This is a genomic window from Lutispora saccharofermentans (genome assembly GCF_024363565.1).
GTDB lineage: Bacteria > Bacillota > Clostridia > Lutisporales > Lutisporaceae > Lutispora > Lutispora saccharofermentans.
Map to the genome: position 1 here is coordinate 18,224 of NZ_JAJEKE010000026.1, position 24,341 is coordinate 42,564.

The 24,341-nt window shown below is 40.6% G+C and carries 21 protein-coding genes; all 21 read right to left on the bottom strand.

The genetic code is table 11. The annotated features are described in order from the left end of the window. Nucleotides 1-49: 49 nt before the first annotated feature. Nucleotides 50-871, bottom strand: a complete 822-nt coding sequence (locus LJD61_RS19085) for a M55 family metallopeptidase (RefSeq protein WP_255229175.1) — start codon at nt 869-871, stop codon at nt 50-52. 67 nt (nt 872-938) lie between these two features. Next, entirely contained in the window at nt 939-1,886 is a 948-nt protein-coding gene (locus LJD61_RS19090; RefSeq protein ID WP_255229176.1) for an ATP-binding cassette domain-containing protein, read from the bottom strand. Further along, nucleotides 1,879-2,928 carry an ABC transporter ATP-binding protein gene (locus LJD61_RS19095; protein ID WP_255229177.1) on the bottom strand — a complete coding sequence of 350 codons (1,050 nt, stop codon included), beginning with the start codon at nt 2,926-2,928 and terminating at the stop codon, nt 1,879-1,881. Before LJD61_RS19095 ends, LJD61_RS19090 begins: the two co-directional genes overlap by 8 nt. Before the next feature lie 11 nt (nt 2,929-2,939). Continuing rightward, nucleotides 2,940-3,908 carry an ABC transporter permease gene (locus LJD61_RS19100; protein ID WP_255229178.1) on the bottom strand — a complete coding sequence of 323 codons (969 nt, stop codon included), beginning with the start codon at nt 3,906-3,908 and terminating at the stop codon, nt 2,940-2,942. Continuing rightward, a complete protein-coding gene (locus LJD61_RS19105; protein ID WP_255229179.1) occupies nt 3,908-4,852 on the bottom strand; it encodes an ABC transporter permease in 945 nt (314 codons plus the stop codon). The genes LJD61_RS19100 and LJD61_RS19105 overlap by 1 nt, the downstream gene beginning before the upstream one ends. A 90-nt stretch (nt 4,853-4,942) precedes the next feature. Then, nucleotides 4,943-6,784 (bottom strand): peptide ABC transporter substrate-binding protein, encoded by a 1,842-nt coding sequence (locus LJD61_RS19110; RefSeq protein ID WP_255229180.1) that lies wholly within the window; start codon nt 6,782-6,784, stop codon nt 4,943-4,945. Between the two features lie 113 nt (nt 6,785-6,897). Continuing rightward, nucleotides 6,898-8,187 (bottom strand): diaminopimelate decarboxylase, encoded by a 1,290-nt coding sequence (lysA, locus tag LJD61_RS19115; RefSeq protein ID WP_255229181.1) that lies wholly within the window; start codon nt 8,185-8,187, stop codon nt 6,898-6,900. A gap of 247 nt (nt 8,188-8,434) precedes the next feature. Beyond that, on the bottom strand, nt 8,435-10,291 hold the full coding sequence (locus LJD61_RS19120; protein ID WP_255229182.1) for a sigma-54 interaction domain-containing protein: 1,857 nt from the start codon (nt 10,289-10,291) through the stop codon (nt 8,435-8,437). Between the two features lie 73 nt (nt 10,292-10,364). Further along, nucleotides 10,365-12,326: an HD domain-containing phosphohydrolase gene (locus LJD61_RS19125; protein ID WP_255229183.1), complete on the bottom strand. Its 1,962-nt coding sequence runs from the start codon at nt 12,324-12,326 to the stop codon at nt 10,365-10,367. A gap of 141 nt (nt 12,327-12,467) precedes the next feature. Continuing rightward, nucleotides 12,468-13,805, bottom strand: coding sequence for a DUF346 domain-containing protein (locus LJD61_RS19130; RefSeq protein ID WP_255229184.1), 1,338 nt, complete (start codon nt 13,803-13,805; stop codon nt 12,468-12,470). Between the two features lie 70 nt (nt 13,806-13,875). After that, nucleotides 13,876-15,159, bottom strand: coding sequence for an MFS transporter (locus LJD61_RS19135; RefSeq protein WP_255229185.1), 1,284 nt, complete (start codon nt 15,157-15,159; stop codon nt 13,876-13,878). Continuing rightward, nucleotides 15,146-16,216 (bottom strand): nitrilase-related carbon-nitrogen hydrolase, encoded by a 1,071-nt coding sequence (locus LJD61_RS19140; protein WP_255229186.1) that lies wholly within the window; start codon nt 16,214-16,216, stop codon nt 15,146-15,148. The genes LJD61_RS19135 and LJD61_RS19140 overlap by 14 nt, the downstream gene beginning before the upstream one ends. 5 nt (nt 16,217-16,221) lie before the next feature. Further along, entirely contained in the window at nt 16,222-17,019 is a 798-nt protein-coding gene (locus LJD61_RS19145; protein WP_255229187.1) for a carbon-nitrogen hydrolase family protein, read from the bottom strand. Nucleotide 17,020: 1 nt separating this feature from the next. Beyond that, the gene (locus LJD61_RS19150) at nt 17,021-18,808 is read right to left on the bottom strand and encodes a glycoside hydrolase family 125 protein (protein ID WP_255229188.1); all 1,788 of its coding nucleotides are present in this window, start codon (nt 18,806-18,808) and stop codon (nt 17,021-17,023) included. A gap of 51 nt (nt 18,809-18,859) precedes the next feature. Beyond that, entirely contained in the window at nt 18,860-19,279 is a 420-nt protein-coding gene (locus LJD61_RS19155) for an NUDIX hydrolase (protein WP_255229189.1), read from the bottom strand. Nucleotides 19,280-19,326: 47 nt separating this feature from the next. Further along, nucleotides 19,327-19,827, bottom strand: a complete 501-nt coding sequence (locus LJD61_RS19160) for a GNAT family N-acetyltransferase (protein ID WP_255229190.1) — start codon at nt 19,825-19,827, stop codon at nt 19,327-19,329. A gap of 151 nt (nt 19,828-19,978) precedes the next feature. After that, complete coding sequence (locus tag LJD61_RS19165; protein WP_255229191.1) at nt 19,979-20,557, bottom strand: hypothetical protein; 579 nt, start codon at nt 20,555-20,557, stop codon at nt 19,979-19,981. Nucleotides 20,558-20,735: 178 nt separating this feature from the next. Continuing rightward, nucleotides 20,736-21,182 carry a GNAT family N-acetyltransferase gene (locus tag LJD61_RS19170; RefSeq protein ID WP_255229192.1) on the bottom strand — a complete coding sequence of 149 codons (447 nt, stop codon included), beginning with the start codon at nt 21,180-21,182 and terminating at the stop codon, nt 20,736-20,738. 59 nt (nt 21,183-21,241) lie between these two features. Continuing rightward, nucleotides 21,242-22,426, bottom strand: coding sequence for a GNAT family N-acetyltransferase (locus LJD61_RS19175; protein ID WP_255229193.1), 1,185 nt, complete (start codon nt 22,424-22,426; stop codon nt 21,242-21,244). A gap of 225 nt (nt 22,427-22,651) precedes the next feature. Further along, a complete protein-coding gene (locus tag LJD61_RS19180; protein ID WP_255229194.1) occupies nt 22,652-23,527 on the bottom strand; it encodes a hypothetical protein in 876 nt (291 codons plus the stop codon). Between the two features lie 94 nt (nt 23,528-23,621). Beyond that, nucleotides 23,622-24,320: a hypothetical protein gene (locus LJD61_RS19185; RefSeq protein WP_255229195.1), complete on the bottom strand. Its 699-nt coding sequence runs from the start codon at nt 24,318-24,320 to the stop codon at nt 23,622-23,624. Nucleotides 24,321-24,341: the final 21 nt, after the last annotated feature.

Below are 24,341 nucleotides of genomic sequence, written 5' to 3' on the forward strand. Positions count from 1 at the left end.
TTCTTATACTGTCTTATGCAGGACTATCTTTGGGCGCCCTGATTAAGCATTATGAAATTGAGCCTCCCAGGTTAAGACATGCTCTAAACATCATGAAAAGCTTTAAATAATCATCGGATTCAAGTCTGATGGTTTTTTCATCAAGCCTCAGAGCTTCCGGAAAAAGCATGGCGCTCTCTGCCATAACTTCTCTATTGAACTCGATGTCCATAGTGATATTTCCTTCGTATTTTACAACAGGTTTTTGCTTTATATTTTTTAAAGCTTCTGCAAGCTTTGCTTTATAAAGCTCTCTTACTGCTTGCTGAGATAGATTGTGAGCACAATATCTTGATATCGCCTTTTTAACTATTATTGTTTCCAGATCACCGATTTCTTCTTTAGCTTGGGCTGCAAGCTTATCATCGCCTGCTATGGCAAGGATCGGCACCCCCCAATATCCAGCCACACCTGAATTTATGCCGCATTCTCCCATCTTCTTGCCGTTTACAGTTATATTGGCTATAGTCTTGCCGGAGTATGTATGGTTGAATAATCCGTTTATTGTGCCGGCCCTTGAATGATATCCTACATATATGACTCCGTCGAAGGCTTCATTTATTCCTTCCATCATGCTTAAAGGCTTTGGACTTCCGCTGATGAGCTGGGCTCTGGGGTCCAGTTCCTCAATAATAAGATTGTCCATATTGCCGTGGGAGTCATTGACCACTACTTCCGTTGTTCCATTATTAAAAGCCTCTTCTATAGCCCAATTTGCTTCCTGTGTCATCAGCCTCCTGGCGCGGTTATACTCCTTTGAGTCCCTGTCCACATGTGTTGAAGAGACTAAACCCCATATCCCTTCCATATCAACAGATATAAATATTTTCATTTAGTTATTGCTCCTTTCGTCTGCATATATACTTATATAGTCTTGCGGAACGCATGCAATGCGCTCCCTACCGCTGGCATAATCTTGCCCTGTATTGCTCTAATTCCTTATGATTCCCCAGCACAAAATGCTCCGGCTCAATCTGTATCCATTCAGGCGGATCATCTTTGTAGTCATGGCAGCCCGGATCGTATATCTCAAGGACCTTTTCCTTCTCGCGCTTCGGGTCAGGCAATGGTATAGCCGAGAGCAAAGAACGGGTATATGGATGCAGCGGATTTTTAAAAAGCTTTTCCGTTTCGGCAAGCTCTACGATCTTGCCTTTGTGTATTACAGCCAGCCTATCAGTAATGAAACGTACTACAGATAGGTCATGGGCTATAAACAGGTATGTCAGGCCCTTGCTTTTTTGGAGCTCAGACAACAGGTTCAATACTTGGGCCCGGATGGAAACATCCAGGGCGGATATAGGTTCATCCGCAATTATGAGCTCCGGCTCCATGACTAAGGTCCTCGCAATTCCGATCCTCTGCCTTTGCCCCCCTGAAAACTCGTGAGGAAAGCGGCTCAAAAACTCCGGGAGCAGCCCGACATCCATTAAAGCTTTCTCTACTTTTGCTTTCCTTTCTTCCTCACTTTTATAATTTTTTATATTATAGAGGCCCTCGGATACTATATAATCAACTTTTGCCCTTTCGTTTAAGGAAGCCATCGGGTCTTGAAATATCATCTGGATTTTTCTAGTCACTTCTTTATCCAATTCCTTGCCGATATCCCCATTTATCTTCTTTCCTTTAAAAATTACTTCACCGGCAGTTGTTTCATTCAAGCGTACAATGGCTCTTCCTATGGTGGTCTTGCCTGAACCTGATTCTCCCACCAGTCCAAAGGTCTCTCCTTTATAAATATGGAAGCTTACATTATCTACGGCGGCAAATCTATTCTTTTTTGACTTGCCGAACTCCACACGCAGATTCCTGACGTCTAATAGGATTTCTCTTTGACCATCATGCATCTTTGCTCAACCTCCATTGCTTTCGAAGTATAGCAATAGATTCAGGCGGCTCCACCTTTGGCGCACGCGGATCCAGCAGCCAGGTCTTTGCCTTGTGGGTAGGGCTTACGGTGAAATAGGGAGGCTTCTCTACGAAATCCATTTTGAGGGCTCTAGGGTTTCGAGGCGCAAAAGCATCTCCTTTTATATCGTAGAACAGGTTCGGCGGCGTACCCTTGATAGAATGCAAGGGCTTTCCCTTGACTCCCAGTTGGGGCAGCGATGAAAGAAGGGCCCAGGTATATGGATGCTGGGCATTGTAAAAGACCTCTTCGCAATTTCCTATCTCTACTATATCCCCGGCATACATTACTGCTATTCTATCGGCCACATTAGCCACAACGCCTAAATCGTGAGTAATATATATGGTAGTCAAGTTGTATTTCTTTTTCAATCTTTTTAAAAGATTCAATATCTGTGCTTGTATCGTTACATCCAAAGCCGTAGTAGGCTCATCACATATAAGTATCCTGGGCCTGCACGCCACGGCTATGGCTATGACGACTCTTTGCCTCATGCCTCCTGAGAATTCATGAGGGTACTGCTTATATCGCCTTTCCGGTTCAGATATGCCTACATCATTCAGTATTTCAATCACAGCTTTTTTAGCTTCTTCTTTTTTCAGGCCTTGATGGAGTTCAACAGCTTCTTGAACTTGCTTTCCGATCGTCTTCAGAGGGTTTAGAGAGGTCATAGGGTCCTGAAAGACCATCGCGATATTCTTGCCGCGAATTTTAATCCAATCATCTTCCGTTTTAAACCTTGCCAGGTTCTCTCCATTATAAAGTATGCTTCCCGAAGCTACCCATCCGTTTCCATCCAAAAGGCCCATAAAGGTCTTGGTAAAAACCGATTTGCCTGAGCCTGATTCCCCCACTATTGCCAAGCTTTCTCCCTCGTATAAATCCAGTGAGGCTTCTCTGATTGCCGTTAAAACCCTGCCCCGCAGCTTAAACTTTACAACCAGGTCTGAAACAGATAATATGATCTTTGAATCTATCATATCAGCACCTCCTAAACATGGTTTCGCGGGTCAGCTGCATCCGCAAATACATTGCCCATCACATAAAATGATATTGTAACCATGGATAAGACTATGGCAGGAAAGATCAGCTGATATCTCAGGGATTTGACCATCATAAGAGCCCTGCCCTCGTTGATAAGGTTTCCCAGTGATGGAATGCTGACAGGCAATCCAAGGCCTATATATGTCAAAAAAACTTCATATCCTATTGCTGCCGGAATAGCCAAAGCCATCCGAAGCATGATAACGGATACTAAATAAGGGAGCAGATTTTTCGTTATTATCCTGCCTGTAGGGGTTCCAAGACACTTTGATGCCAGATTATACTCCCTGTCTCTTATTATGACTATCAGGTTCCGCACAAAACGCGCCATTCCCAGCCATCCTGTCATACACATGGCAATGATCATGGTTGATAAGCTGGGTCTCATTATATATGTCATAAGGATCAATATAATGGTTACAGGTATATTGTCCAGCACGTTATATATTTCGGTTATGGGGCGATCCAAAACCCTCACATACCCCCAAAGAGCTCCTATCATTATTCCTGCTATAGCTTCCCAGATTCCTACCGCAATCCCTATCAAAAGCGAAGTTCGGGTTCCGCTCCATATACGGGACCATAGGTCCTGGCCGATAGAGTTGGTTCCAAACCAGAATTCAGAATCCGGCGGATGGTTTCTTAGCTGCATATTGGTTTTCGAATCGATATATATTTTGGTGGGAAGCTTCTGATCCGGCAAATATGGCTGTATTATTGTGAACAATATCAATACTGTCATCAATACTAAAAGAAACAAGGCCACTTTATTTCTTATAAATACTTGCCATGTAGAGCGCCAGTACGAATAGTTTGAGTATCCGGCTCTTTGAGCCTCTTTATCATCAAATTCCGCAAATTCAAAAAGGTTTTCATTGAGTCCGTCAGACAGCTTATTGACCTTTGCATTACTCATTACCTGGCACCTCCCTTTTTCTGAAGGTTGATTCTTGGATCAAATATGGCCATAAGTATATCTCCTAAAAACAAACCGATTATTCCAATGGAGGAATATATGAGCACCAAAGCCTGCACTACCGTATTATCCTGTCTTTGTATTACGTCAACCAGCAACCCTCCCATGCCAGGTATCGAATACAACGATTCAATATATATTGAGCCGGATATGGTATATAAAAGGGTGCTGGGCAAATACTGGGCCATGGGGACAAAGGCATTGCGGAAAACATGCTTGACCATGATTGTCTTATTTCTTAAGCCTTTGGCTCTGGCCAGCTTTACATAATCCTTATTCAATTCATCCACCATATACCGTCTCATCCACATTGCATAGGATGCCGTGCCTCCCAATGACATGGATATGGCAGGCAGAATCCAGCTGACAGGTTGATCCGGCTTGAACAGAATCGGAAGCTTCAGTATGTCTGTCACATACAACTGTAGAAACAGGTAATAAACTGCGGCGGGAACCGCATTGATGAACACAATATAACCGGTGCCCAGTTTATCCCATATCTTGGCCTTGCTTCGCGCCATTATGATGCCCAGAGATATGCCTGCCACTAAAGATATCGCCACAGCAGTCAGACCAAAGTATAGCGAATAAGGAACTTTAACTTTTAGAATTTCTGCAATAGACACCTTAGGCCTGTATATCATTGATTTGCCCAAATCCCCCTTTAATAAAGACGCATAAAAATTCTTCAGCTGTATAGGTATGGGATCTCTAAGCCCCATGGAGGTCAATATGGCCTCTCGCTGTGCCGGGTCAAGCTTTTCGTAGGCCTGGCCAAAATATCCTTCCTCGGGCATCAATCGCATGAGAAGAAACACGATGGTAAGAATTATAAGAAGCGTTGCCAAAGACTGAGCAAGCCTCTTCAGCGAATACCTTAACATTTTTCTCCCCCTTTAGAATGACTAAAGCCTGCATTTGCCGAAAGTATATTGCAGGCTTTAGTTTTAGAAGCTTAGAAAGGTCTGTCTAATTTATTTCGCTGCCTTCAATGCTTCAGCACGTTCTTTTTCCCAGATTGCAAGTCCTTCTGTATATTGCTCCGAATTCATAGGCTTCTCCATGACCTTTTGTCCTTTATATCTTTCAGAAGAAAGTCCAAAAGGTGAATATTGGGATTCAAATGGATTTAATTTCGAAGCTAAGTATCCGCCTCCGCCTGCTGCATATGGTATAACGAAAGCCTGATCTATGAAAAATGCTTCAGCTTCGGCAAACAGGGTGTAGCGTTTAGCCATATCCAATACTTCAGCCTTAGCTGCATTTACCATGTTCTCATAGGTATTTTTCCCGTTAGCTTCTTTATAACCTTCAGCCAGGTGAGGCCAATTGTAGTTATTGTCTGGAGTGAAAGGATCCGTATAGGTCTCCGGATCAGCATAATCCGGTCCCCAGTTGCACTCCAGGAAAGCATAATTGCCCGCACGTCTTACATCCTTTAAGAATCCCGTTGGGGGCTTGGGATCGAGTATTATATCTATATAATCTGTTCCCAGCAGGTTTTCCATCTGTTGTTCAATTACTTGTGCCCTATTTGTCCATTCAGTCATGCCGGTGTTGTAAGGCATCAGCACTTTGACCGGGAATTTGGCCTTGCCTTTTAATTCAGTTAGGACTTTTTCCTTGAATTCCAGGGCAAGCTTTGAGTTGAAAGAATCAGTATTTGTAAAGTCGGCCAGCTTTCCGATCTGGGTATAATCTTTACCATCCAGGTCAACAAAGTTCTTGGGTGTAATCGTGTTTAATATCCTCTTTTCCGGATCATAAGGCTCTGATGTAAGCATGGCAGCTTTCCTGTCCAGTGCATGGAACAGGGATTTTCTGAAATTCAGATTATTTACAACCGTTTTCCAGTTATCCGGCTCAAATTCCGCAGGGAACTTAGGATCAAAGTTGAAGCAATAGAAATAAGTATAGAAAGTCGTTCTTTGGGGACGCAGCTTATCTTTCTTTGTTTCATCCTTCATCCACTCATCGATTATTGATGAAGGCAGCTCTGCATAATCGATTTCTCCGCGCAGCACCAGTTCCGGGGCCAAGGTGGCGGCTTCTTTGTTATAGGTTTGAGTTATTTTCTTGATGTATATATTTTCTTTGTCCCAATAGTTCTCATTTGCTGCAAGGACCCTTCTGGTTTGAGGCTCATATGTTTCCATCATATAAGCTCCGTTGTACAGGATATTTGCATTGTCAGTACCGAATTTGTCTCCAGCTTCACTTAAGAATTTTCCATTGACAGGGAAGAAGCATACATAAGTAAGCATCGATAAGAAATATGGCGTTGGTTTTTCCAGAGTATACTCTAATGTGTATTTATCTTTAGCTTTTATTCCTACTTGTTCAAAATCTGTGATCTCTGCATTGTAGAATTTTTCAGCATTCTTGATAACGCTATAGGCAATATTGGCAGTTTGCGACTCATTTTTGCTATCCAGAACATACTTCATTGCATCTACAAAGTCTTGTGCCGTAAGCTCTGCATATTCCTTGCCTTCATGAGTCACCCATTTTACGCCTTCACGAAGCTTGAGTGTCCACACTAAACCGTCGTCTGATAGCTTCCATTCTGTTGCCAAGCATGGCTGTGCTACTCCATATCTGTCGTAATCGATGAGAGAATCCACAAAATTGGCTGCCAATGCAAATTCATTTGTGCTGGCAGTTGTAAGATAGTTAAGGGTGGTTATCTCTCCGGAATAGACCGTCCTATACTCCTGAGGTACCTCAGCAGGTCCTGCTGTTGTCGGCTGCTTCCCTCCCGTGCAGCCTGCCAAAACCATTAAAAGCGCCAACATTAAAGCTATTACCCTTTTCATTTTTACCCTCCTCATTTTTAAATTCCCTTGTGATTCGGCAACACACTGCAAGAATTTATCCTATTAACTAATCACCCTTATAGGGGCCTTAGCTTAGGAGCGGTTTGGTTTAGTTAAAACGGCACTACCTCTTTTCTTAACAAGTCTTCATAGGTTTCTCTCTCTACTATTACCTTTTCACCATCCTTGCTCAGCAAGAGCACTGCTGGTCTTGGTATCCTATTATAGTTGTTTGCCATTGAATAGTTATATGCTCCTGTGCTCAGCACTGCCAGTATATCTCCTCTTTTTATTTCCGGCACCTCAAGATCCCAAATCAATATGTCGCCTGTCTCACAGCATCTGCCTGCTATGGTCGCCAATCTATCAGGCTTTAAACCGTATTTGTTGGCTACTACAGCCTTATATTCAGCGCTGTATAATGCAGGTCTCGGATTATCCGGCAGGCCTCCGTCCACGCTGGCATAGGTCCTAATCCCGGGAATTTCTTTAACGGCACCTACGGTATACAGTGTGATTCCGGCCTCGCCTACTATCCATCTGCCCGGTTCTATTATTACTCCCGGCATATCCAGATCAAGCTCCTGGCAGCAGTCATATATAGCTTTCATGATGGCATCTGTGAAATATTTCAAAGGTTTTACGCAGTCTTTCTCAGTATAATATATTCCAAAGCCTCCGCCTGTATTTAACTCTTTTGCAACGAAGTTAAAATCATCCTTAAGCCTTTTATAAAGATTCATAATTGTTTTTACGGCAGCGACATATGAATCGTTCTCAAACAAATTTGAGCCGATATGGAAGTGAAAGCCCATCAATTCGATATGTTTGCTTGCAATAGCCTTTGATACGGCTTCATCAATAGTGACCTTATCTAAGGGTATGCCGAATTTAGAATCCTTCTGTCCTGTGGTTATATATTTATGGGTATGCCCTTCCACCCCAGGCGCCACTCTTATGAGTATTTTTACCGTTTTGTCCATTCTGGCCCCAATCTCTTCTATAAAATAGAGCTCGTCTATATGGTCAACTACTATTCTGCCTACTTCATTATTGATTGCCATCTCGAGCTCATCATAGCTCTTGTTGTTGCCGTGAAACATAATTCTGTCCATGGGAAAGCCTGCTTTTATTGCAGTATATAATTCTCCTCCGGATACCACATCCAGCCCTAGGCCTTCACTTTCAATGATTTTGCACATGGTCATGGTTAGAAACGCCTTGCTGGCATAAACGGCTTTGCTATTTTCATATTTCCCCAAGAAATCAGTGCTTATCTCTTTACATCTGCTTCTTATGCTCTCTTCAGAAAGCACATAAAGGGGTGTGCCGTATTTTTTTGCCAATTCCACAGTATCATAGCCTGCGAACATATAATTGTTTGTTTGCTTCATCTTATTCATAATGTTAACTCCTTAATATATTAGTGTAATATGAATAAGATTTTGCAATTATCATGCCAATATGACCAAGGTTGTAAAAAGGTTAAAAGAAGCAGTTAACTTTCCGTTTTTTCGGACTGGTTTTCTAGAAATGTTATTAAAAAGAATGAAAAAGTGTTTTTATATATTATAAATGAGTGTTTTTAAGGCGTGCAGGTTCTGTTTATTGTTTTCCGGAATATCGGACTGTTTCCGATATTCCGGACTATTATATTCCATATTTATTTATTTTTTCATAAAAGCTTGTCTTGCCTATTTTTAATGCATTCATAGCGGCTTTCTTATCACCGCCGCTGATCAATATCGCTTCGGCAATAGCTCTTTTTTCCGCTTCATCCATGACTTCCTTCAATGGTCTTATATCCGCCATTTTTGGTCTTGCATAATCCATTATCCTATCAATGGTCAGATGGGTTGACAGGATTGTGTTTCCCTCTGCAAGATTCACTGCCCTCTCCAATATGTTTTCAAGCTCCCGGATGTTCCCCGGCCATTCATATCCTGTCAGCACGCTCAGAGCTTCTCCGGATATCCGCTTTGTTTCGCAGCCGAGCCTGGAACATATCAAAGGCAGCATATTTTGAACCAAGGGATAAATATCTCCCTTTCTCTCTCTCAAGGGCGGTATCCATATTGGAAAAACATTAATCCTATAGTATAAATCCTCCCTGAATCTTCCCTTTAACATTTCTTCCTCAAGATTCTTATTAGTAGCTACAATAATTCTTACGTTTACTTCTATATTTCTATTACCGCCTATCTTAAAAAAAGTTTTATCCTGTAAAACCTGAAGAAGCTTAACCTGCAAAGATAAGGAGATTTCGCCTATTTCATCTAAAAAAATAGTACCGCCCTGCGCCAGTTCAAACATTCCTGCCTTGCCTGCCGCTCTGGCACCGGTAAATGCACCCCCTTCATATCCGAATAACTCGCTTTCCAGCAAGGCTTCGGGTATAGAACCGCAATTCACATGGATAAATGGTCTGCTCTTATTTTTGCTGCTGTCGTGTATGGCTCTTGCGAGCAGGCTTTTGCCCGTTCCGCTTTCTCCCAGCAGAAGAACTGTAGAATTGGTCTTTGATGCCTTGATAGCAAGTCTTTTTACATCGATAATCTCTCTGCTCTCTCCGATTATTTCGGGCATCAGCTTCTTTGCACTTTCTTCTTCTCTGAACCTTCTCTCCATTTGCTCCAGATTGAGCAGGGCCTCGTCTCTTTCCCTTATAGCCTTTTTGATCTCAGAAATATCTTCAACCTTTAGCACGGCCCCTACTCGGCCTCCATCCTTATTTACCGGAGACAAAGTGCAAATAGTAGGCCTGCCGTTTATTTCCTTAAACTCATTTACATAGCTTATATCTTTTCCTGTAGCTGCTTCATAGAATTCCTCAATGGTCGAGCCGCCTTTATGGATTTCGAAGATGTCCTTCCCGATGACATCAAAAAATTCCGAATCACCCTTAGCCCTATATCTCTTCCCCATCAGCAGGTCGTATAATCCTTCACCTCTGGCAGTATAGCCATGGGTCTGATAAAATTTCAGTTTTTTTGTATTTCCATCTATAACTACAATATGTCCGATGCTATTGATATAGTCCATGATATATTTTTCTTTTTTTACTTCCAAATTTATAAATTTATTTTTAAAGTCTATGATCCCGTATATCTCAGTGTCAAGGTAAGTATAACCAAGCTCCAATGCTTTGGTATCATAATCAGGTGTGATATGCCTGTAAACCGGTTTCTCACCTTTTCCGCTTTTATATGTCCCTATGGCAATCAGTGCATCTCCGTTCTGGATCCCGCTATCCCTGATGCCTATGCAGCTTAAAGCCTCAGGCGTCATATTTCCATCATCCTTGCCAAGACAATTATCGCCAATGATGATTATATCTCCTTCTTCGATTTTCCCGGCGCTATGACTTATTCCATAAATGTATGTGATACCGAAAATTTCTTTGGCCTTGTTGTTGTAGATTTGTATTTTCCCTTTTGTATCTATGAATATAAAGCCTTCGGACATCATGTCCGTAAATTTTCTGGCGTAGCTATCCGGCTCAAACATAAATATCATCCTTACTGCTAATGCTTATTTATAGATTCTACATGCCATATTCAAATTCCTTTTTTGTCATTGTCTATTTTTGATCAATGTCCTTAAAATTATTGTATACTTCAAATATTTCTCCTTTATGCTTTATAAAGGAATCTACGATATAAGGATCAAAATGCTTGCCCTTTCCGTCAATTATCATATTAAATGATTCCTCAAAAGAGAAGGCTTCCTTATAGGGTCTTTTGCTCGTTAGAGCATCAAAGACATCTGCAACCGCTACTATCCTGGCACTCAATGGAATATCGCTCCCTGATTTGCTGTAAGGATAGCCTGTGCCGTCCCATTTCTCATGATGCCCCTCTGCAATTTCAATTCCTGTCTTGAATAAACCTCTGTTTTGCTTTGCCATATTTTCTTCAGCGGTTCTCAATACTTCTGCTCCATAAATCGTATGCTTCTTCATATCGGCAAACTCTTCATGAGTAAGCCTTCCGGGTTTTAGAAGTATTTCATCTCTTATAGCCACCTTGCCGATATCATGCATAGGGCTGAATCTTTCTATTTCCTTTATAAAGCTTACTGAAATTTCATCTGAATATACATCATCTTCAAGCAAAAATTCTGTTAGCTTTGCTGCATATTGCTTCATTCTGTCAAGATGATCTCCCGTGTCTTCGTCTCTGGATTCGGCCATTTTGGCAAGGGCCAAAACCGTACTGTATAAAAGCTCGTCTATAAAAATATTTTTATTTAAACTAATAGCTATACTGCTGGAAAGGGTCTCCAAAAAAGCTATATGATGCTGCTTGTATGTATTTTTAACCGTACTTGAGAAAAATATAATGCCCACAGGTTTATTATTCAGCTTAAGAGGCAAGGTTATAGAAGCTCTTATTCCAGATTCCAGTAAAATTTTATTGTACAGGGCATTGCTGTTCTTTGTATACTCTTCAAGGTCATTGATTACCCTCGGAATTCCTTTAGTTACAATACCTTTCAAGCTGGTTTCATCAAGTCTGGCCTTTATGCCCACCAGCTTTTTGGGCAAGCCGTCCAATGCTGGATCTGAAATCCCATATGAGGCTTCTACAGCTTTTCCGTTATCCTTTAGCAATGCTATCCCTATGTGAGAATAGGGAATGAATTCTGAAAAGGATGTATATATGTACTTAAGTATTCCTTCAAAGGAGGTATCATGATTGATATTTTCTATCAACTCGATGAGCTTATTCAGCTTGCCGAAGGCCTCGTCCACTTCTTTGATTACCGGTGTCAATTCATTTTTAGTCGGTATGGATATGCCTGCACTCTTTTTTAACGACCCAATGTTGTTAATGCCTATGTATAGTTCATTCAAAGGTATTACGATATATTTATACAGTTGGAATATCAATACCAGCAATGAAATCAATAAAGCGGTAAACAGCCCAAAGGCAATCATTATGATAAGGTTTGCATTCTTCTTGTGAAGGTTTATAAGGCCCTGGGTTATTTCATCACTATACTGCAGCAATTGTTCCTCGTGTGTATTAATATATATTAGGGCTTCGGCAGTTTGCTTATCCACTTGCTTGCTTCCTATGACTTCACGAACAGCCTGACTGAAACCATCCCATGCATCATCCGTGATCTCAATGATTGAACCCATCTTATCAATTGAATTCTTGAGATTTATTGATATGTCACCCTTTTCCAGGTATCCGGTACGCAAGGAAGACAATGTATTTGAAAATTCATTATGCGCTTTGGCTAAAGAATTATTCAATAGCAAAGTTCTATCATTAAGGGCCTCATCTGTTTCTATCAAAGATCCATTTCGCAAGGACTGCAATATTGCATATTTACGATTTGCATCTTTGGACAGCTGTTGAGTAAGCATCCGCTGCCTGCCGAACACATCAATCAATACATATTCGTCTTTGCTGCTTTGGTTCATAAAAAATATGATCATCATGAGAAATAGCATCAATAGGCAGATCAAGGTAATCATAACTATAATTTTTTTACTCATCAGCTTGATAAAGCTTGTACTTTTAGCAGGCATATCATCACTCATCCTTTCCTTCAAGTTTTGCTGCTATCTATCCGGCGTTTCTAAAAATTATACCATTTATTGCAACATTTTGTCGATATAGTATGAAAAGCCAAGTAAAAAAAGGCCGGCACTTCTGCCGGCCCCGATATATTAAGGTCTCCATATATGCCAAAGGTGATTATCCTGGCCCCTTCCAAATACATCAAGGCGATTTCCGCCCCAAGATACTGCCGCAGGCTCTGAGGTGATGATGCCTCCAAGGGATTGCCAACCGCTCCACCTGGTTCCGTTCCATGTTCTCATGAGCAGTTCATTCCTTGGGCCTCGCGCAAAGACTTCCAATCTGTTCACGCCTGTTGATGAGGCTGCAGGCCCTGAGCTTATAGCTCCTCCGCCCAGATCTTCCCAATCACTCCACCTGGTACCGTCCCACCACTTATGCCATAGCGATTGATTCTGCCCTCTTCCAAACACATCTATTCTGTTAGGTCCCCAGGATACTGCTGCCGGAGCAGAGGTCAGCACACCTCCAAGATCCTCCCAATCACTCCATCTGGTGCCATCCCACCATTTATGCCATAATGCATTGTTCTGTCCTCTGCCAAACACATCCAACCTGTTGGGTCCCCAAGAAGCTACTGCAGGAGCTGAAGTCAATACACCGCCAAGATCTTCCCATTGACTCCAGCGGGCTCCATCCCACCATTTATGCCATAATGCATTGTTTTGCCCTCTGCCAAATACATCTATTCTATTGGGACCCCAGGATACTGCTGCGGGAGAAGAAGTCAGAACACCGCCTAAGTCTTCCCATCCGCTCCAACGGGAACCATTCCAGTATATGTGCCAAAGCGCATTATTCTGTCCTCTGCCAAATATATCAAGGCGATTAGGCTGCCAGGATGCCGCTGCAGGCGCAGATGTCAAAACGCCTCCCAGGTCCTCCCATCCACTCCAGCCGGTTGCCGGCGGCGTCGGTGGCGTCGGTACTCCCTGACTGATATTCTGGAGTGTAAAACGAATTATATCCCTGATTATCTGATTGATGCGATTGTTTGGTACACCAAATCCTCTTAGAATAGTAAATATCCAGGGCATATCCCTGCGTATCGCATTAAAAAGCTGATCTGTTCTTTGTTCGATCGTACCCGTGTAATTCTTCTCATTTCTCAAAACGTAGCTTACAACAGCCCTGAAAATATTAAGGCTTACAAATCGTTGCACACCATATCTTTGAAGCTCTGCATAGTAATTGGCAAACTCCCTGTTTATCAATTCCATTATTCGATTGATGTCCTGAGGGCTTTGGCGCATATACTCATCTTCACGAAAATCTTCATCCATATCTTCATATAGTTCTTCATAGTCATACATGTCTTCGTCTCTAAATACTTCGTCTGACATGTATGGATTCATATTGTTATACATCGGGCAAATGTAGTTTGGATTCATGGGACAAACAAAAGGCTGCCCATATAAATGTCTCATTTTTATCAACCTTCTTCCATAAAGAATCATTACATCATATGCAGAAACTTCATGGAAGGTTAAGGAAATATCAATAAGATATGGAGTACTTTTTCAAGAATATCAAGCCTATCATTATGGCTGCTGCTGCTATAGGCCCCCCAAGCTGTATTCCTAAATGCCTTGCGGAGCTGTAGCCAAACAGCCCGAAAAGCAGCGGTGTTACAAAGGAGGACAGGCCTATGACTATCTTGATCACAAGCCCTTGAGCGCCAAAAAACATGCCTTCCCTTCTCAATCCCTTTTCAATGCTGTCCAGCTCAGCAATATCGGCTATCATTGCATTTGGAATCACAAATATGACTGAGAGAGGTATGCCTGCCAGAATCACTATGGCAAAAGAAATGTTAAGCGGCAGGACAACTCCGAAAAATCCTGTAAGAAAAAGAATAAGAGCAAAAAGTACAGAAGTCATCATAAGAACTTTTTTCTTCCCGTATTTAACTGTAATCTTAGGAAGAAAAGGCATGCACAGCAATGCTGCAATAAAGGCACCGGCAATCATATACCCTGAATATTCCGCTGAAACTCCCAGCAATACCTCGGCTATATAAGGCATAGTAATGGTCAGGGTATTTATACCGAACCAGACGGAAATATAAGATACCAAATAGAATGCAAAATTTCTATTTTTTAAAGTGAGTTTTATTGATTCCAATAAGCCCATTGCAGGAACGCTGTCCTGCAGCGATAAATCTTCTTTGACAAATATGGGAGTCAGTATCAGCGACAAAAAGGCTATGGTTCCCATTACGATCCCCATGGTTCTGAAGCCGTAAAGATTCATAACAACACCTGAACCTGCCTCTGCCGCCATTACGCCTATTATCTGGGTGAGGCCCTGCATAGTGGTAAGCTTTATTCTGTCACTGTTTGTCTTTGACATCTCGTTGATAAGGGCTAGATAGGGAGCAACCACGATGGTGAAGAATATGAAAAATAGGCTGAGCATAGCTGTAAGGTATATAAAATTAGTTGTTGATTCATGATTTACAGGCGGGAACCAGAGCAGTATAAACGTCAATGCCAGAGGCAAAGACCCGAAAAGCACAAAGGGAATCCTTCTCCCCAATCTGCTCTTTGTTTTATCCGAATAGTAAGCTACCAGAGGGTCCGATATGCCATCAAATATCCTTGCTATGACCATGGCCAAGCCGATCATTCCAACAGGCACAAGGATTTGAAGCCCTCCTTTGTTCCCCTCCGGCGGAGTATAAAAGTATTGATACCATTTGACCGTAGTCTGTGTAAATATGGATATGCCCAAGTAACCCATGGCATACATGAACATGATGAAATTTTTATTCTTTCTCATCCTCAAAACCTCCTCCATAGGTTTTTTCATAATAATCTTTTTCAAACACAGGATTTATGTCCCCTGAGTATTCAGCCTCCTCTCTCAACTGATAAATATCTTCCAGGTTTATGCACCCTGTAACAACCTCATCGCCTTCGTGGTTTTTAGCAATTGATATGACGCCATTTCTTTTATCCGTTAAGTCTATGGGCGCAAATATACCTGCTTTTCCCGTAAAATGCAGCCCAAACAACCAACCGTTCAAAGAAGGCTTTATTCCGTAGACGCAGGATTCCTGCACTCTAGGCCAAATCCCTCTCATCGCTCTATAAAGATTATATTCTTCATTATTGGCGATAGGGAGAATAACTATATCGCACCCCAGATTCCTGGCAATTTTGAATGTCTCATAATAGGTGGCATCCATGCATACCGGACAGCATACTCTGCCAATATCCAGGGAATATGCCTCAAAGGAATTGCCTCTTTTTATTCCCAAAAGCTCCTCAAAATCAGTGAGATGAAGCTTCCTTTGGGTGCCGATCATTTTACCGCTTCCTGATATAAGGGAGCCCCCGTTATATAAGCCATTGCCTTCTCTAATAAAATAGCTGCCCGTATAGATATATATTCCGTATTTTTTTGCCAAAAGGCACATTATTAATTCAACAGCCTCTTGTATAGGCTTTGAAACGGCATAAAAAAAGCTGTGCATCAACCCACTGCTCCCACCCGTGCCCCCTCTGTCTGAAGCTCCGGCCTTTTTAGTATTCAAAAATGCATTTATGAGCTTAAAGCCGGGAAAAAGCCCTAAAAGGTCAAAAAAATTATACTCCGGAAAGGCAATGATGATGCTGCCTCTACCTGCTGCTATGGAAACAAAGCCTTCCAGCATATCTATATACTCCTCCACACTGCCCACAAGGCTAATGCTTCTTTGCACGCAAGAGACCAAAGCATCGCAGCCTGGCGTGCTTATCTCCGATTTTTTTGGACCTTTTGCCAAATCTATATGCTTCACTATCCTATTTTCATTCAATTTTCTTTTAAACCAAAGCTCAATAAAGTTACCCATGGCAATCACCTGAAAATATCCTTATACAAACCTATATTTAAGCTGGCAAGAGTATCGAATTTCTTTACAGCTTTTTTTCTTTTCTCATTATCCAATTCGGCAGTTATGATATTATCGATACAATCATTGCTTTCAAATTTTATAAACCCATTTTCTCTGTCCGTCATTTCCAGAGGGCCATGTATTATGGAGCGGCTGTAAAAATCGCTGTCAAACAATCTTCCCTTAAAGCCCGACTCTACGCCAAAGAAAAGATTCTGCTGCACATTCTGCCATAAGCCGCTTAGCTGAAAAGATGCATTAGTCCCACCCCTAATGGCTGCCGGTGCCAGCACCAGATCCGCACCGGATAAGGCCAGATGCCGGGATACCTGGGGATAGAACAGGTCTGTGGGAAGCATTATGGCTGTCTTAATGTTATTGATGTCCCTAATTGCCGCATATTCACCTCGGGACAAGCCAAGCTTTTTTTCCCATTTTGCCAGGTATAGCTGCCTTTGAGCCAGGCATATGTTCCCGCTCATCAAAACACAGGATGAGTGGTAGGTCTCTCCTCCTTGATATTCAAAATAGCTGCCCGGACATATATACAATTCTTTATATTCCAGTGATATTTTCAAAACAGCATCCAGATATTTTCCACCATCTGCATATATACAGCCTATAAGCCCCGGAAGAACAACTATATCCGCACTTTCCTTCATGCAGTTGTCCAGCCATTCCTTGATCTTATATTCCAATGCATGACCTTTTTGCAGTTCCTCCGCATCCCTTTCTTTGAATACCACAGAGGCAGCCTTCATATCAATCCTCTCCAATCAAAGCATGGTGCAAAGCAAAAGCGAGATAACCGCTTCCCGTAGCAAAGCCAACGCCTGTGCGGGCCTCGCCAGTGTCTCTGTCAAAGCTCTCACATAAAAGTCCATAATCCATCTCAGCCTCCATCAGCCAAGAAATGGCCTGGCTGCGCATCATTGGATTCAATATACTGCCGCACAATCCCAAGCCGGAAGGCGTATTGGGATGGTGATCGCAAGCAAGCTCTCTTATTCTGCTTTCCTCATAATAATACTTATAGCGGTTAGAGTAATAATATTTAATAGTATTTTGAAAAATTTCGTCCTTTTCATCTACAAAGCCATAATAGAGTAAAAGCCCCAAATTTCCCGGTGGATCGTTGTACAGCCTGTAATTGCCATTACCGTCTGTCGACCACAGAAACATCTTCGCTCCGTCTACTTCTCCTACAAGGTATTCATATATCCCGCTGCGTATGCCCTCAATCCTTTTTCGCAGCAATTCGACCTTGTCAAGCATATTTAGCTTCTCATATACTTCAAGGAGATTGATAAAGCCTTTCCACAATATTACATTATCAATGGTTACCAGGGGGTACATGCATGGATCATCCGAAGGCAGCAAAAACGTCTTGTAAAGACCTGTTGAACCGTCATATTCCCTCTCAATGCGTTTATAAACTGTATCCAGCGTTCTCAATAATCCCTCATCGTATTCTTCAATATCTTTAATCAGTATAAAATAGCTGGCTGCCTCATCCAGCTCAAAGCCAGGATACAGCACTGTTCCATCTATGTAATGTGCATGATCTCCGGCATTTTTGCCATGCATCAATATCATTTCTCTTGAAAGCTTCAAATACAGTTCCTCGTCAACAAGCCTTATCGCGGGGAAGGACCACAAAAAGCTGTCCCTCTCCCAAAAGGCGCCCGATACATAATATCTCGGACTTCTTGATGTCATCGCCACATATTGATCGCTTCCCATATCCTTTCCTATTGAAAAGAAGTAATTGAAAAAAAGATTCTCATTGATGATTTTCTCTAGTTTTGGGTCCTTAGAGTAAGCTATTTGCTTTTCCCTAAGCCAGCCGGCAAGCTGAGAATAAATATCATGAAAGCCTTTTCTCCTCAGGTGAATAAGCGTTGTAGAAGCTCCGTCCATATCGGAATTTACGGCAAAATAAAATGCATTTTTGTTTTCTTTTTCGAGATACAAATTAAGCCTCAAACCTTTTCCATCATCCGCCTGTTTGAAGCTGAAATTCCTATCTCCGCCAAAAGCCATGCTGAAGGATACATTGTAAGAATAGATATTCATAGCCGGATTTTCCAACCATTTGTCTACCTTGATTTCCTTTTTGAAATCGATGCTATGGGAATTGAACCTTAGCAAGCTCAATCTCTCAGCCCTGCAAACAAGCGCGGCATATATCTCCTCAGAGCTTTCAAGCTCATATATGAGGCCCTTTTCATTGATATCCGCATATATCCTTGCCTTTACCTCCAGTCCCCCTCCAAGCTTAATGTGAAACAAGGGTATGTAATTCAGCTCGATTTCCGTTTTTACAGATTCTACATCAAGGGGCCTGTCTCCCTTATAAAGCTCCAAGGATAAAAAAGCTTCTTCACCTGCCAGCTCAACCAACCCCTTATTGAACATGCTTATGATATTAAAGCTCCTGATAGATGCATCAGCAGAGCTTATTGCAGGTATGCTTATGTAATGATTTCCTGCATAAAGCACCCGTGAATCATTGTGTATTTCCTTCGGAACAGTAAGAATTTTGTTCATAGGCTTACCTCTCTTCACTTTTTGCCTTCAATATATCAGGACTCTTCATATCTACATGATCTGTCTAAAGTTATTTGATAAATATTCGAACAGCTTAGGGGTTATATCTTTATATGTCAGATTGGACGGCAATGTTTCAAAACATCCTATCCTTTCCATTTCGCTTTCCGGCAAATTTCCCAGTTCATTTATCTCCGCATAAAAAACCATTCCGTTTGCCTCCGAAGTTTCATCTGCCGCCCAATAATCGAATACAGGCTTTATATCAAATGAAACGGCACCTGTTTCTTCAAACAATTCTCTTTTGGCGGCGTCCATGGGAGTTTCACCTGCTTCTATATGCCCGCCGGCTGTTTCCCATGTGTCCCTCTTTTTATGTTTGCATAGGATCCAGTTCCCGCGGTACTTTCCTATTATTACTACATACTTGTATCTTTTCAAATAATTTAGCTCATAAGTTTCACATTTCATAATTTTCCCCTCTTTTTCTGCATAAGTATTCCAGCTATTTAAGCTTCTTATTCTTCAGTTGCAGCTGCAATCATAATACTAAATATTGATTGTTCTGCACCAAATCTTTCTATCGTTTCCTCTAAGCTCATTCCAACTTTTTTCAGCATCTGGCATGATGCTTTATTGGCTGTTTGCGTTTCTGCCACTACTCTTTTCAAGCCTAATTCTTTAAATGCATAATTGATGATCCCCTGAGCTACCTCTGTTCCATATCCGCATCCCCACCAACCGGGCAGCAGCTGATATGAAATTTCCGTGCTTATACTATCATGATGCAAACTAAGAGAAACTAATCCGATAAATTGATCACTATCTTTTTGTCTGATCACCCAATACAATCCCTTGTTATTTACATCGCACATATCAGTAAACTTAGCTCTATATATTTGTTCCTCAACGATTCCACCTAAAAATTGCCTTACTCTCTCATCAGTATAGAGCTTTTTTACCTCTTCATAATCTGTTTCTTGTATTTTCAATAGTTTGCATCTGTTAGTCCCGTGCATATTAATCCTCCATTTTTAATCCAATATTCGGAAGCTCTGTTTCATTTGTCATAGTAATTGCAATAATAACGCTTGCCAATGTAATAATTTGAGTTATAACAGCTATATGTCATATGTAAGAACTGATAGAGGAGCAATATAACCTACAATTTCAGACAGTTATTTTAAACCTGCATTCTCCCTTTCCTGACATGCAAGATCCTTCAAGCTCCACTGTGACATTTCTCTCTAGCACTCTTTCCCATGTATACTGTACAAAAGCCCTGGAGCACTCACAATATGCCTGAGGCAATAAAGCCCCGTCAGAAAGCTTTCTTAGCAGAGGACAATAACATCCTACTTTAAGCTCTCTAGTCTTGTATGCTAAATAAAGCTCTTTTCCATCTCTGAAATAATATAATCCTGGAGTTTTAGTATTGACTAGCGAATCAATATATTCATCTATGGATCCTTTCTTTATATACTCAGTTCTCTTCTTTTCTATATCATTCATATGAGAATTAGCACAATAGCAACCACGCTCAAACATAATGTTTAAAAAAGCCTTCTCATCAACAGCTTTAATCAAAGTATTAATAGCTTCTTGCATCTTTATGGCAACATATTCTAGTTTGCTATTTTCTTTGATGCTTTTTAAATCATCCTTAACCAGCTCCCATATATCCGCACCGGCATGCTTCCTTATGGAACTTTCAAGACTCTCTAAATGAGATAAAACAAGCTTTGACATATCATATCACCCACTAATAAAATATAAGAACCGCTGATATAATAGGTTATAATTCATCATGAACGCTTATATACCCGGCATTTCAAAATCGTGCTTTGCCGGAATGAGTAATTATCATATGCATGAAACTCATGCAATCAAAGAGCTCCGCTCCGGATTGTATATTAGATTTGTATTGCTAAACGAGTGCTGCTTGGTATATCCGGGAGCTTTCACCCCATGGATGGTATCCATCGGCAATGTAAGAAAAACCATATTTCTCATAGTATCCGATATGGTCAGTACATAGATATAAGTTTTTAAAACCAAATTTTGCGGCATCCTTCTTTATTTTCTCTATCAGCAGATTTCCATAAGCATTGCCTCTATAATCATCTTCGATATATAGGGCACAAAGCCATGGATATAAATCTCCCCTGCTGATAAAATCATTGGAAATCAATCCGGCACAGCCAATCGGACTGCCCTTGTCCATAAGCAAATACCAATTCGGAAAGGGAACAGCACAATGTGATATATTATCTTTGTATACATTATACGTGTTCTCACTGCCCCATTTTGAGAAAATATATTCGAATGCCTTCTGTGTATATTCCGGGTTTTCCAATACAGATATAATATTCATTCCAGACCTCCAAATAGATATATATAATAATACCTTATCACCATCTGCGTTACTATGCATTATATTGCTATTTTAAAAGTGCATTGTTCACTCCCTGACAATACTGTTTCAACCGGTTCTATTGAGATATTCTTCCCAAATAATGGGGCAAAAAGCGGTTCAAAAAAAGTGGCTGCACATTTACAATATGAAATTGGGAGGTCGCAGTTTAAGTCATTGACATACTCACAATGGCATCTCTGCCTGATATTACAATTGTTTGTACTGCAATCGCTCCCACATTCACATGAATAGAGTTTTGTAATATAGACTGCATTTTCTCGCTCATTGTACCAAATTGTTTTCCCTATGACATGCTGTTCATTCATTTTATTGATAAAGCTTTTGACATCGCGGCTATTGCAAAATATATCTTGTGCCCGGGCAATCGTTTCATCGTCAATACGACATGGGCATGAATCCTTATACACCTTATCCCAATCACATGATGCAACAATCCGCTTAAAACAGTCTTTGAATCCTAAATGCTTATATAAATTAACACCATCTTTTTCAGCTCTTAGGGAAATTGTCTTTATGCCGGATTTTTTCAAATCATCAAGAGCTTTATTTATTACAGCAGTTGCCAGACCCTTATGACGGTATTGCTCTAGTGTGGCTACCATTTCTAATACAGAAGTATCGCTGTCTTTTATTGTCATGCAAGCTGATGCCGGTATGTTGTTCAGCAATCCAATATAAAAATGTACGTTGCCAAGCTCGAAAATATCCGTAAATTGATCTACGGTTATAAGCTCACATCCAAACAGTCCTTCATTTACGATCTTTACCCATTCCGGCAATAGTTCATCTTTTTCAAGCTTCAGCACTGCAATGTCCTCATTTAGGTTTTCCTGACAGTTGAAATCATCTAGCTCCAACATCATGCACGGATCGGAATCATCTATGGAGAATCCTTTTTTAGCCAGTATTTCAGCAAGGTTTATAGGAGTCGTGTTAGGTGTTATCAGCATGGAGTGCGGCATAATACCAGCCTTTATGTGCGAAATCATTTTCATTATCTTTTCATCTATATCCTCGCCGCAAAATCTTATTTTAAATATTCTTTCCGGTCCTTCGTTATTGTCAGACTTTACATAACATACCTCACCTAAATTTAATGTGGAATCGCGCATTTTCCCCCAGGTTGTCCACGAGATATCGATTCCCTTTTCTATGATATCGCATTCATACTTTGAAAACACAGTATATCACCCCTTATTTTTAATATCTTTGATGATCAAACCTTACTTGAGGTTTAGCTTTTATTGCTCTGGATTGTTCTTATACCCAATTTTACCGGTCTATATTTGACAATAGTATGTCATATTTAAATTATGTACATCATTTTTTTAAAATAGCATCCATCCCAATCATATTGAACGCAATAATCCACTTATCTTTCTTCACTATTTACATAATAGATAATATTACCAAACAGGATATAATACTCCTGTCCCGCTGCTTGTACCGGAGCTATGCTCCCCCTCATAGTTAAAAGAAGCAACTTGTTCACGATAAAAAATACCGCCCTCTGTCTTAATCTCTATCCATATAGTGAATGCATCTTTCTTTTTTTGATATTCGCTTAAATCTGCATTAAAGGAAATAAAACCTAATGTTTTGCTTTCTGTCAGTTGTATTTTCTTGCGGCCTATCTCAGCATCTGTAAAAAGATCTTGAATCACAATTGTGGCAGCAGGTGTCTCGCTTAGCAAAGAGCGTGAATTTTCATTGAGAGTATATATCTTAAGCATAAACATCTCATTATTGTTTTCCAAAGAATTGCTTTCCATTTCCCAACTGCTCTCATAACCTAAGGAAAGCAGTTCATCTGGATATATTTCAGGCAGAACTTCCTGCCTGACACCTGTTGATGATTCAAATGAAACAGTGGGAATAATCTTTTGGGGCATTTTAAGCGCAAAGGCTGCCGTATACTCTAAACCATTGACGGAAATAGTCTCTTTCTTTTCGCCTCCTAAAGACAGAAATATTATTTCGTCAGTTCGCTTCTCTTTTGGTGCAACTTTAACGGTAAATACAAGCTGTCCGTTTTTATACTCGGCCTCTGTTTCAAAGCATGACAGCAGGCTTTCACCCTTTTCGATTTTACTTACCAAATCATCTCTCAAATTATTTATACCTTGGCCCGTATTCATAACTGTATTGCTTAGATTAGAATGCATTCTTCCAATCTCATTTTGCAAATTTTTCACTTGTTTTTTCAGCGACATCGTCGTCCAAACATTCGCAATCATAAATACACATAATATAGTTGCAATTATTTTTTTACTTCTATCCATCTTGTTATCTCCTATATATAAATCATACTTATTTCAAACTTTTCAACTGATGTCTCAATCAGCAATTTCACATAAGTGCTAAAATGCGAAATGCTCAATTGCCTTTGATTTCACGGCTTTCAATCTTGATAAATTCTTTTCCGTTCCATTCAAAAGCATCTTCAAAATATTCTCCTTTTGAGTTATCATAATACTCTATCTTGAATGTTCCATTATTGCCTTCTGTAAGCTTTGTAGAGTAGTATCCTGTCGTATTGCTTATAAACAATGAGGAATAGCCGTTAATTGGCAGTTCCTCTATCCTCCCATTCTTTCCCAATGTAAATAACTTATAATCTCTGCCATTGCTTGAGGCATACTGGCCTATCGTAAAATCAATATTGCCATCATTATTATAATCACCAAATTCAATTTGAAATTGAGAATTAAAAAGCAACGGCTCATCGTATATTTTGCTTAGGTCTGTTTGGGCGATAGTATTGCCCAATTCGTCTGCCAATTCGATAATGTAATAGCCCTCCCACAGCGTACCCATGTATGCTCCCGGATTCCAATCCTCATAGTATGTTCCCTTAACCATTTTCAACCTTAAATATTGATGCTGCCCATTGATAGGAAGCATATCATTATTTGATAATGTCATTGGTGATTGAATCGAAATATCCGGGCTTTCCTCATTATTTTCGCCAGAACCATTCAAAGAAGCAATATTAACCTCAGCTTTAGAAGAGCAGGATGAGAGTAACAAAATTATTATAAAAACTGAAATCATCATGCCGATTATTCTTTTCAAAAGATTACCCCTTTCCTATGT

Bases quoted from the DNA above. Each gene is read 5' to 3' on its own strand.
- LJD61_RS19145 (WP_255229187.1), bottom strand. From the start codon at position 17,019: ATGAAGGCTGCCTCTGTGGTATTCAAAGAAAGGGATGCGGAGGAACTG.
- LJD61_RS19170 (WP_255229192.1), bottom strand. From the start codon at position 21,182: ATGAATATTATATCTGTATTGGAAAACCCGGAATATACACAGAAGGCA.
- LJD61_RS19090 (WP_255229176.1), bottom strand. From the start codon at position 1,886: ATGCATGATGGTCAAAGAGAAATCCTATTAGACGTCAGGAATCTGCGT.
- LJD61_RS19130 (WP_255229184.1), bottom strand. From the start codon at position 13,805: ATGAGACATTTATATGGGCAGCCTTTTGTTTGTCCCATGAATCCAAAC.
- LJD61_RS19110 (WP_255229180.1), bottom strand. From the start codon at position 6,784: ATGAAAAGGGTAATAGCTTTAATGTTGGCGCTTTTAATGGTTTTGGCA.
- LJD61_RS19155 (WP_255229189.1), bottom strand. From the start codon at position 19,279: ATGAAATGTGAAACTTATGAGCTAAATTATTTGAAAAGATACAAGTAT.
- LJD61_RS19105 (WP_255229179.1), bottom strand. From the start codon at position 4,852: ATGTTAAGGTATTCGCTGAAGAGGCTTGCTCAGTCTTTGGCAACGCTT.
- LJD61_RS19135 (WP_255229185.1), bottom strand. From the start codon at position 15,159: ATGAGAAAGAATAAAAATTTCATCATGTTCATGTATGCCATGGGTTAC.
- LJD61_RS19160 (WP_255229190.1), bottom strand. From the start codon at position 19,827: ATGCACGGGACTAACAGATGCAAACTATTGAAAATACAAGAAACAGAT.
- LJD61_RS19165 (WP_255229191.1), bottom strand. From the start codon at position 20,557: ATGTCAAAGCTTGTTTTATCTCATTTAGAGAGTCTTGAAAGTTCCATA.
- LJD61_RS19085 (WP_255229175.1), bottom strand. From the start codon at position 871: ATGAAAATATTTATATCTGTTGATATGGAAGGGATATGGGGTTTAGTC.
- LJD61_RS19180 (WP_255229194.1), bottom strand. From the start codon at position 23,527: ATGGATAGAAGTAAAAAAATAATTGCAACTATATTATGTGTATTTATG.
- LJD61_RS19150 (WP_255229188.1), bottom strand. From the start codon at position 18,808: ATGAACAAAATTCTTACTGTTCCGAAGGAAATACACAATGATTCACGG.
- lysA (WP_255229181.1), bottom strand. From the start codon at position 8,187: ATGAATAAGATGAAGCAAACAAACAATTATATGTTCGCAGGCTATGAT.
- LJD61_RS19120 (WP_255229182.1), bottom strand. From the start codon at position 10,291: ATGTTTGAGCCGGATAGCTACGCCAGAAAATTTACGGACATGATGTCC.
- LJD61_RS19140 (WP_255229186.1), bottom strand. From the start codon at position 16,216: ATGGGTAACTTTATTGAGCTTTGGTTTAAAAGAAAATTGAATGAAAAT.
- LJD61_RS19125 (WP_255229183.1), bottom strand. From the start codon at position 12,326: ATGCCTGCTAAAAGTACAAGCTTTATCAAGCTGATGAGTAAAAAAATT.
- LJD61_RS19095 (WP_255229177.1), bottom strand. From the start codon at position 2,928: ATGATAGATTCAAAGATCATATTATCTGTTTCAGACCTGGTTGTAAAG.
- LJD61_RS19100 (WP_255229178.1), bottom strand. From the start codon at position 3,908: ATGAGTAATGCAAAGGTCAATAAGCTGTCTGACGGACTCAATGAAAAC.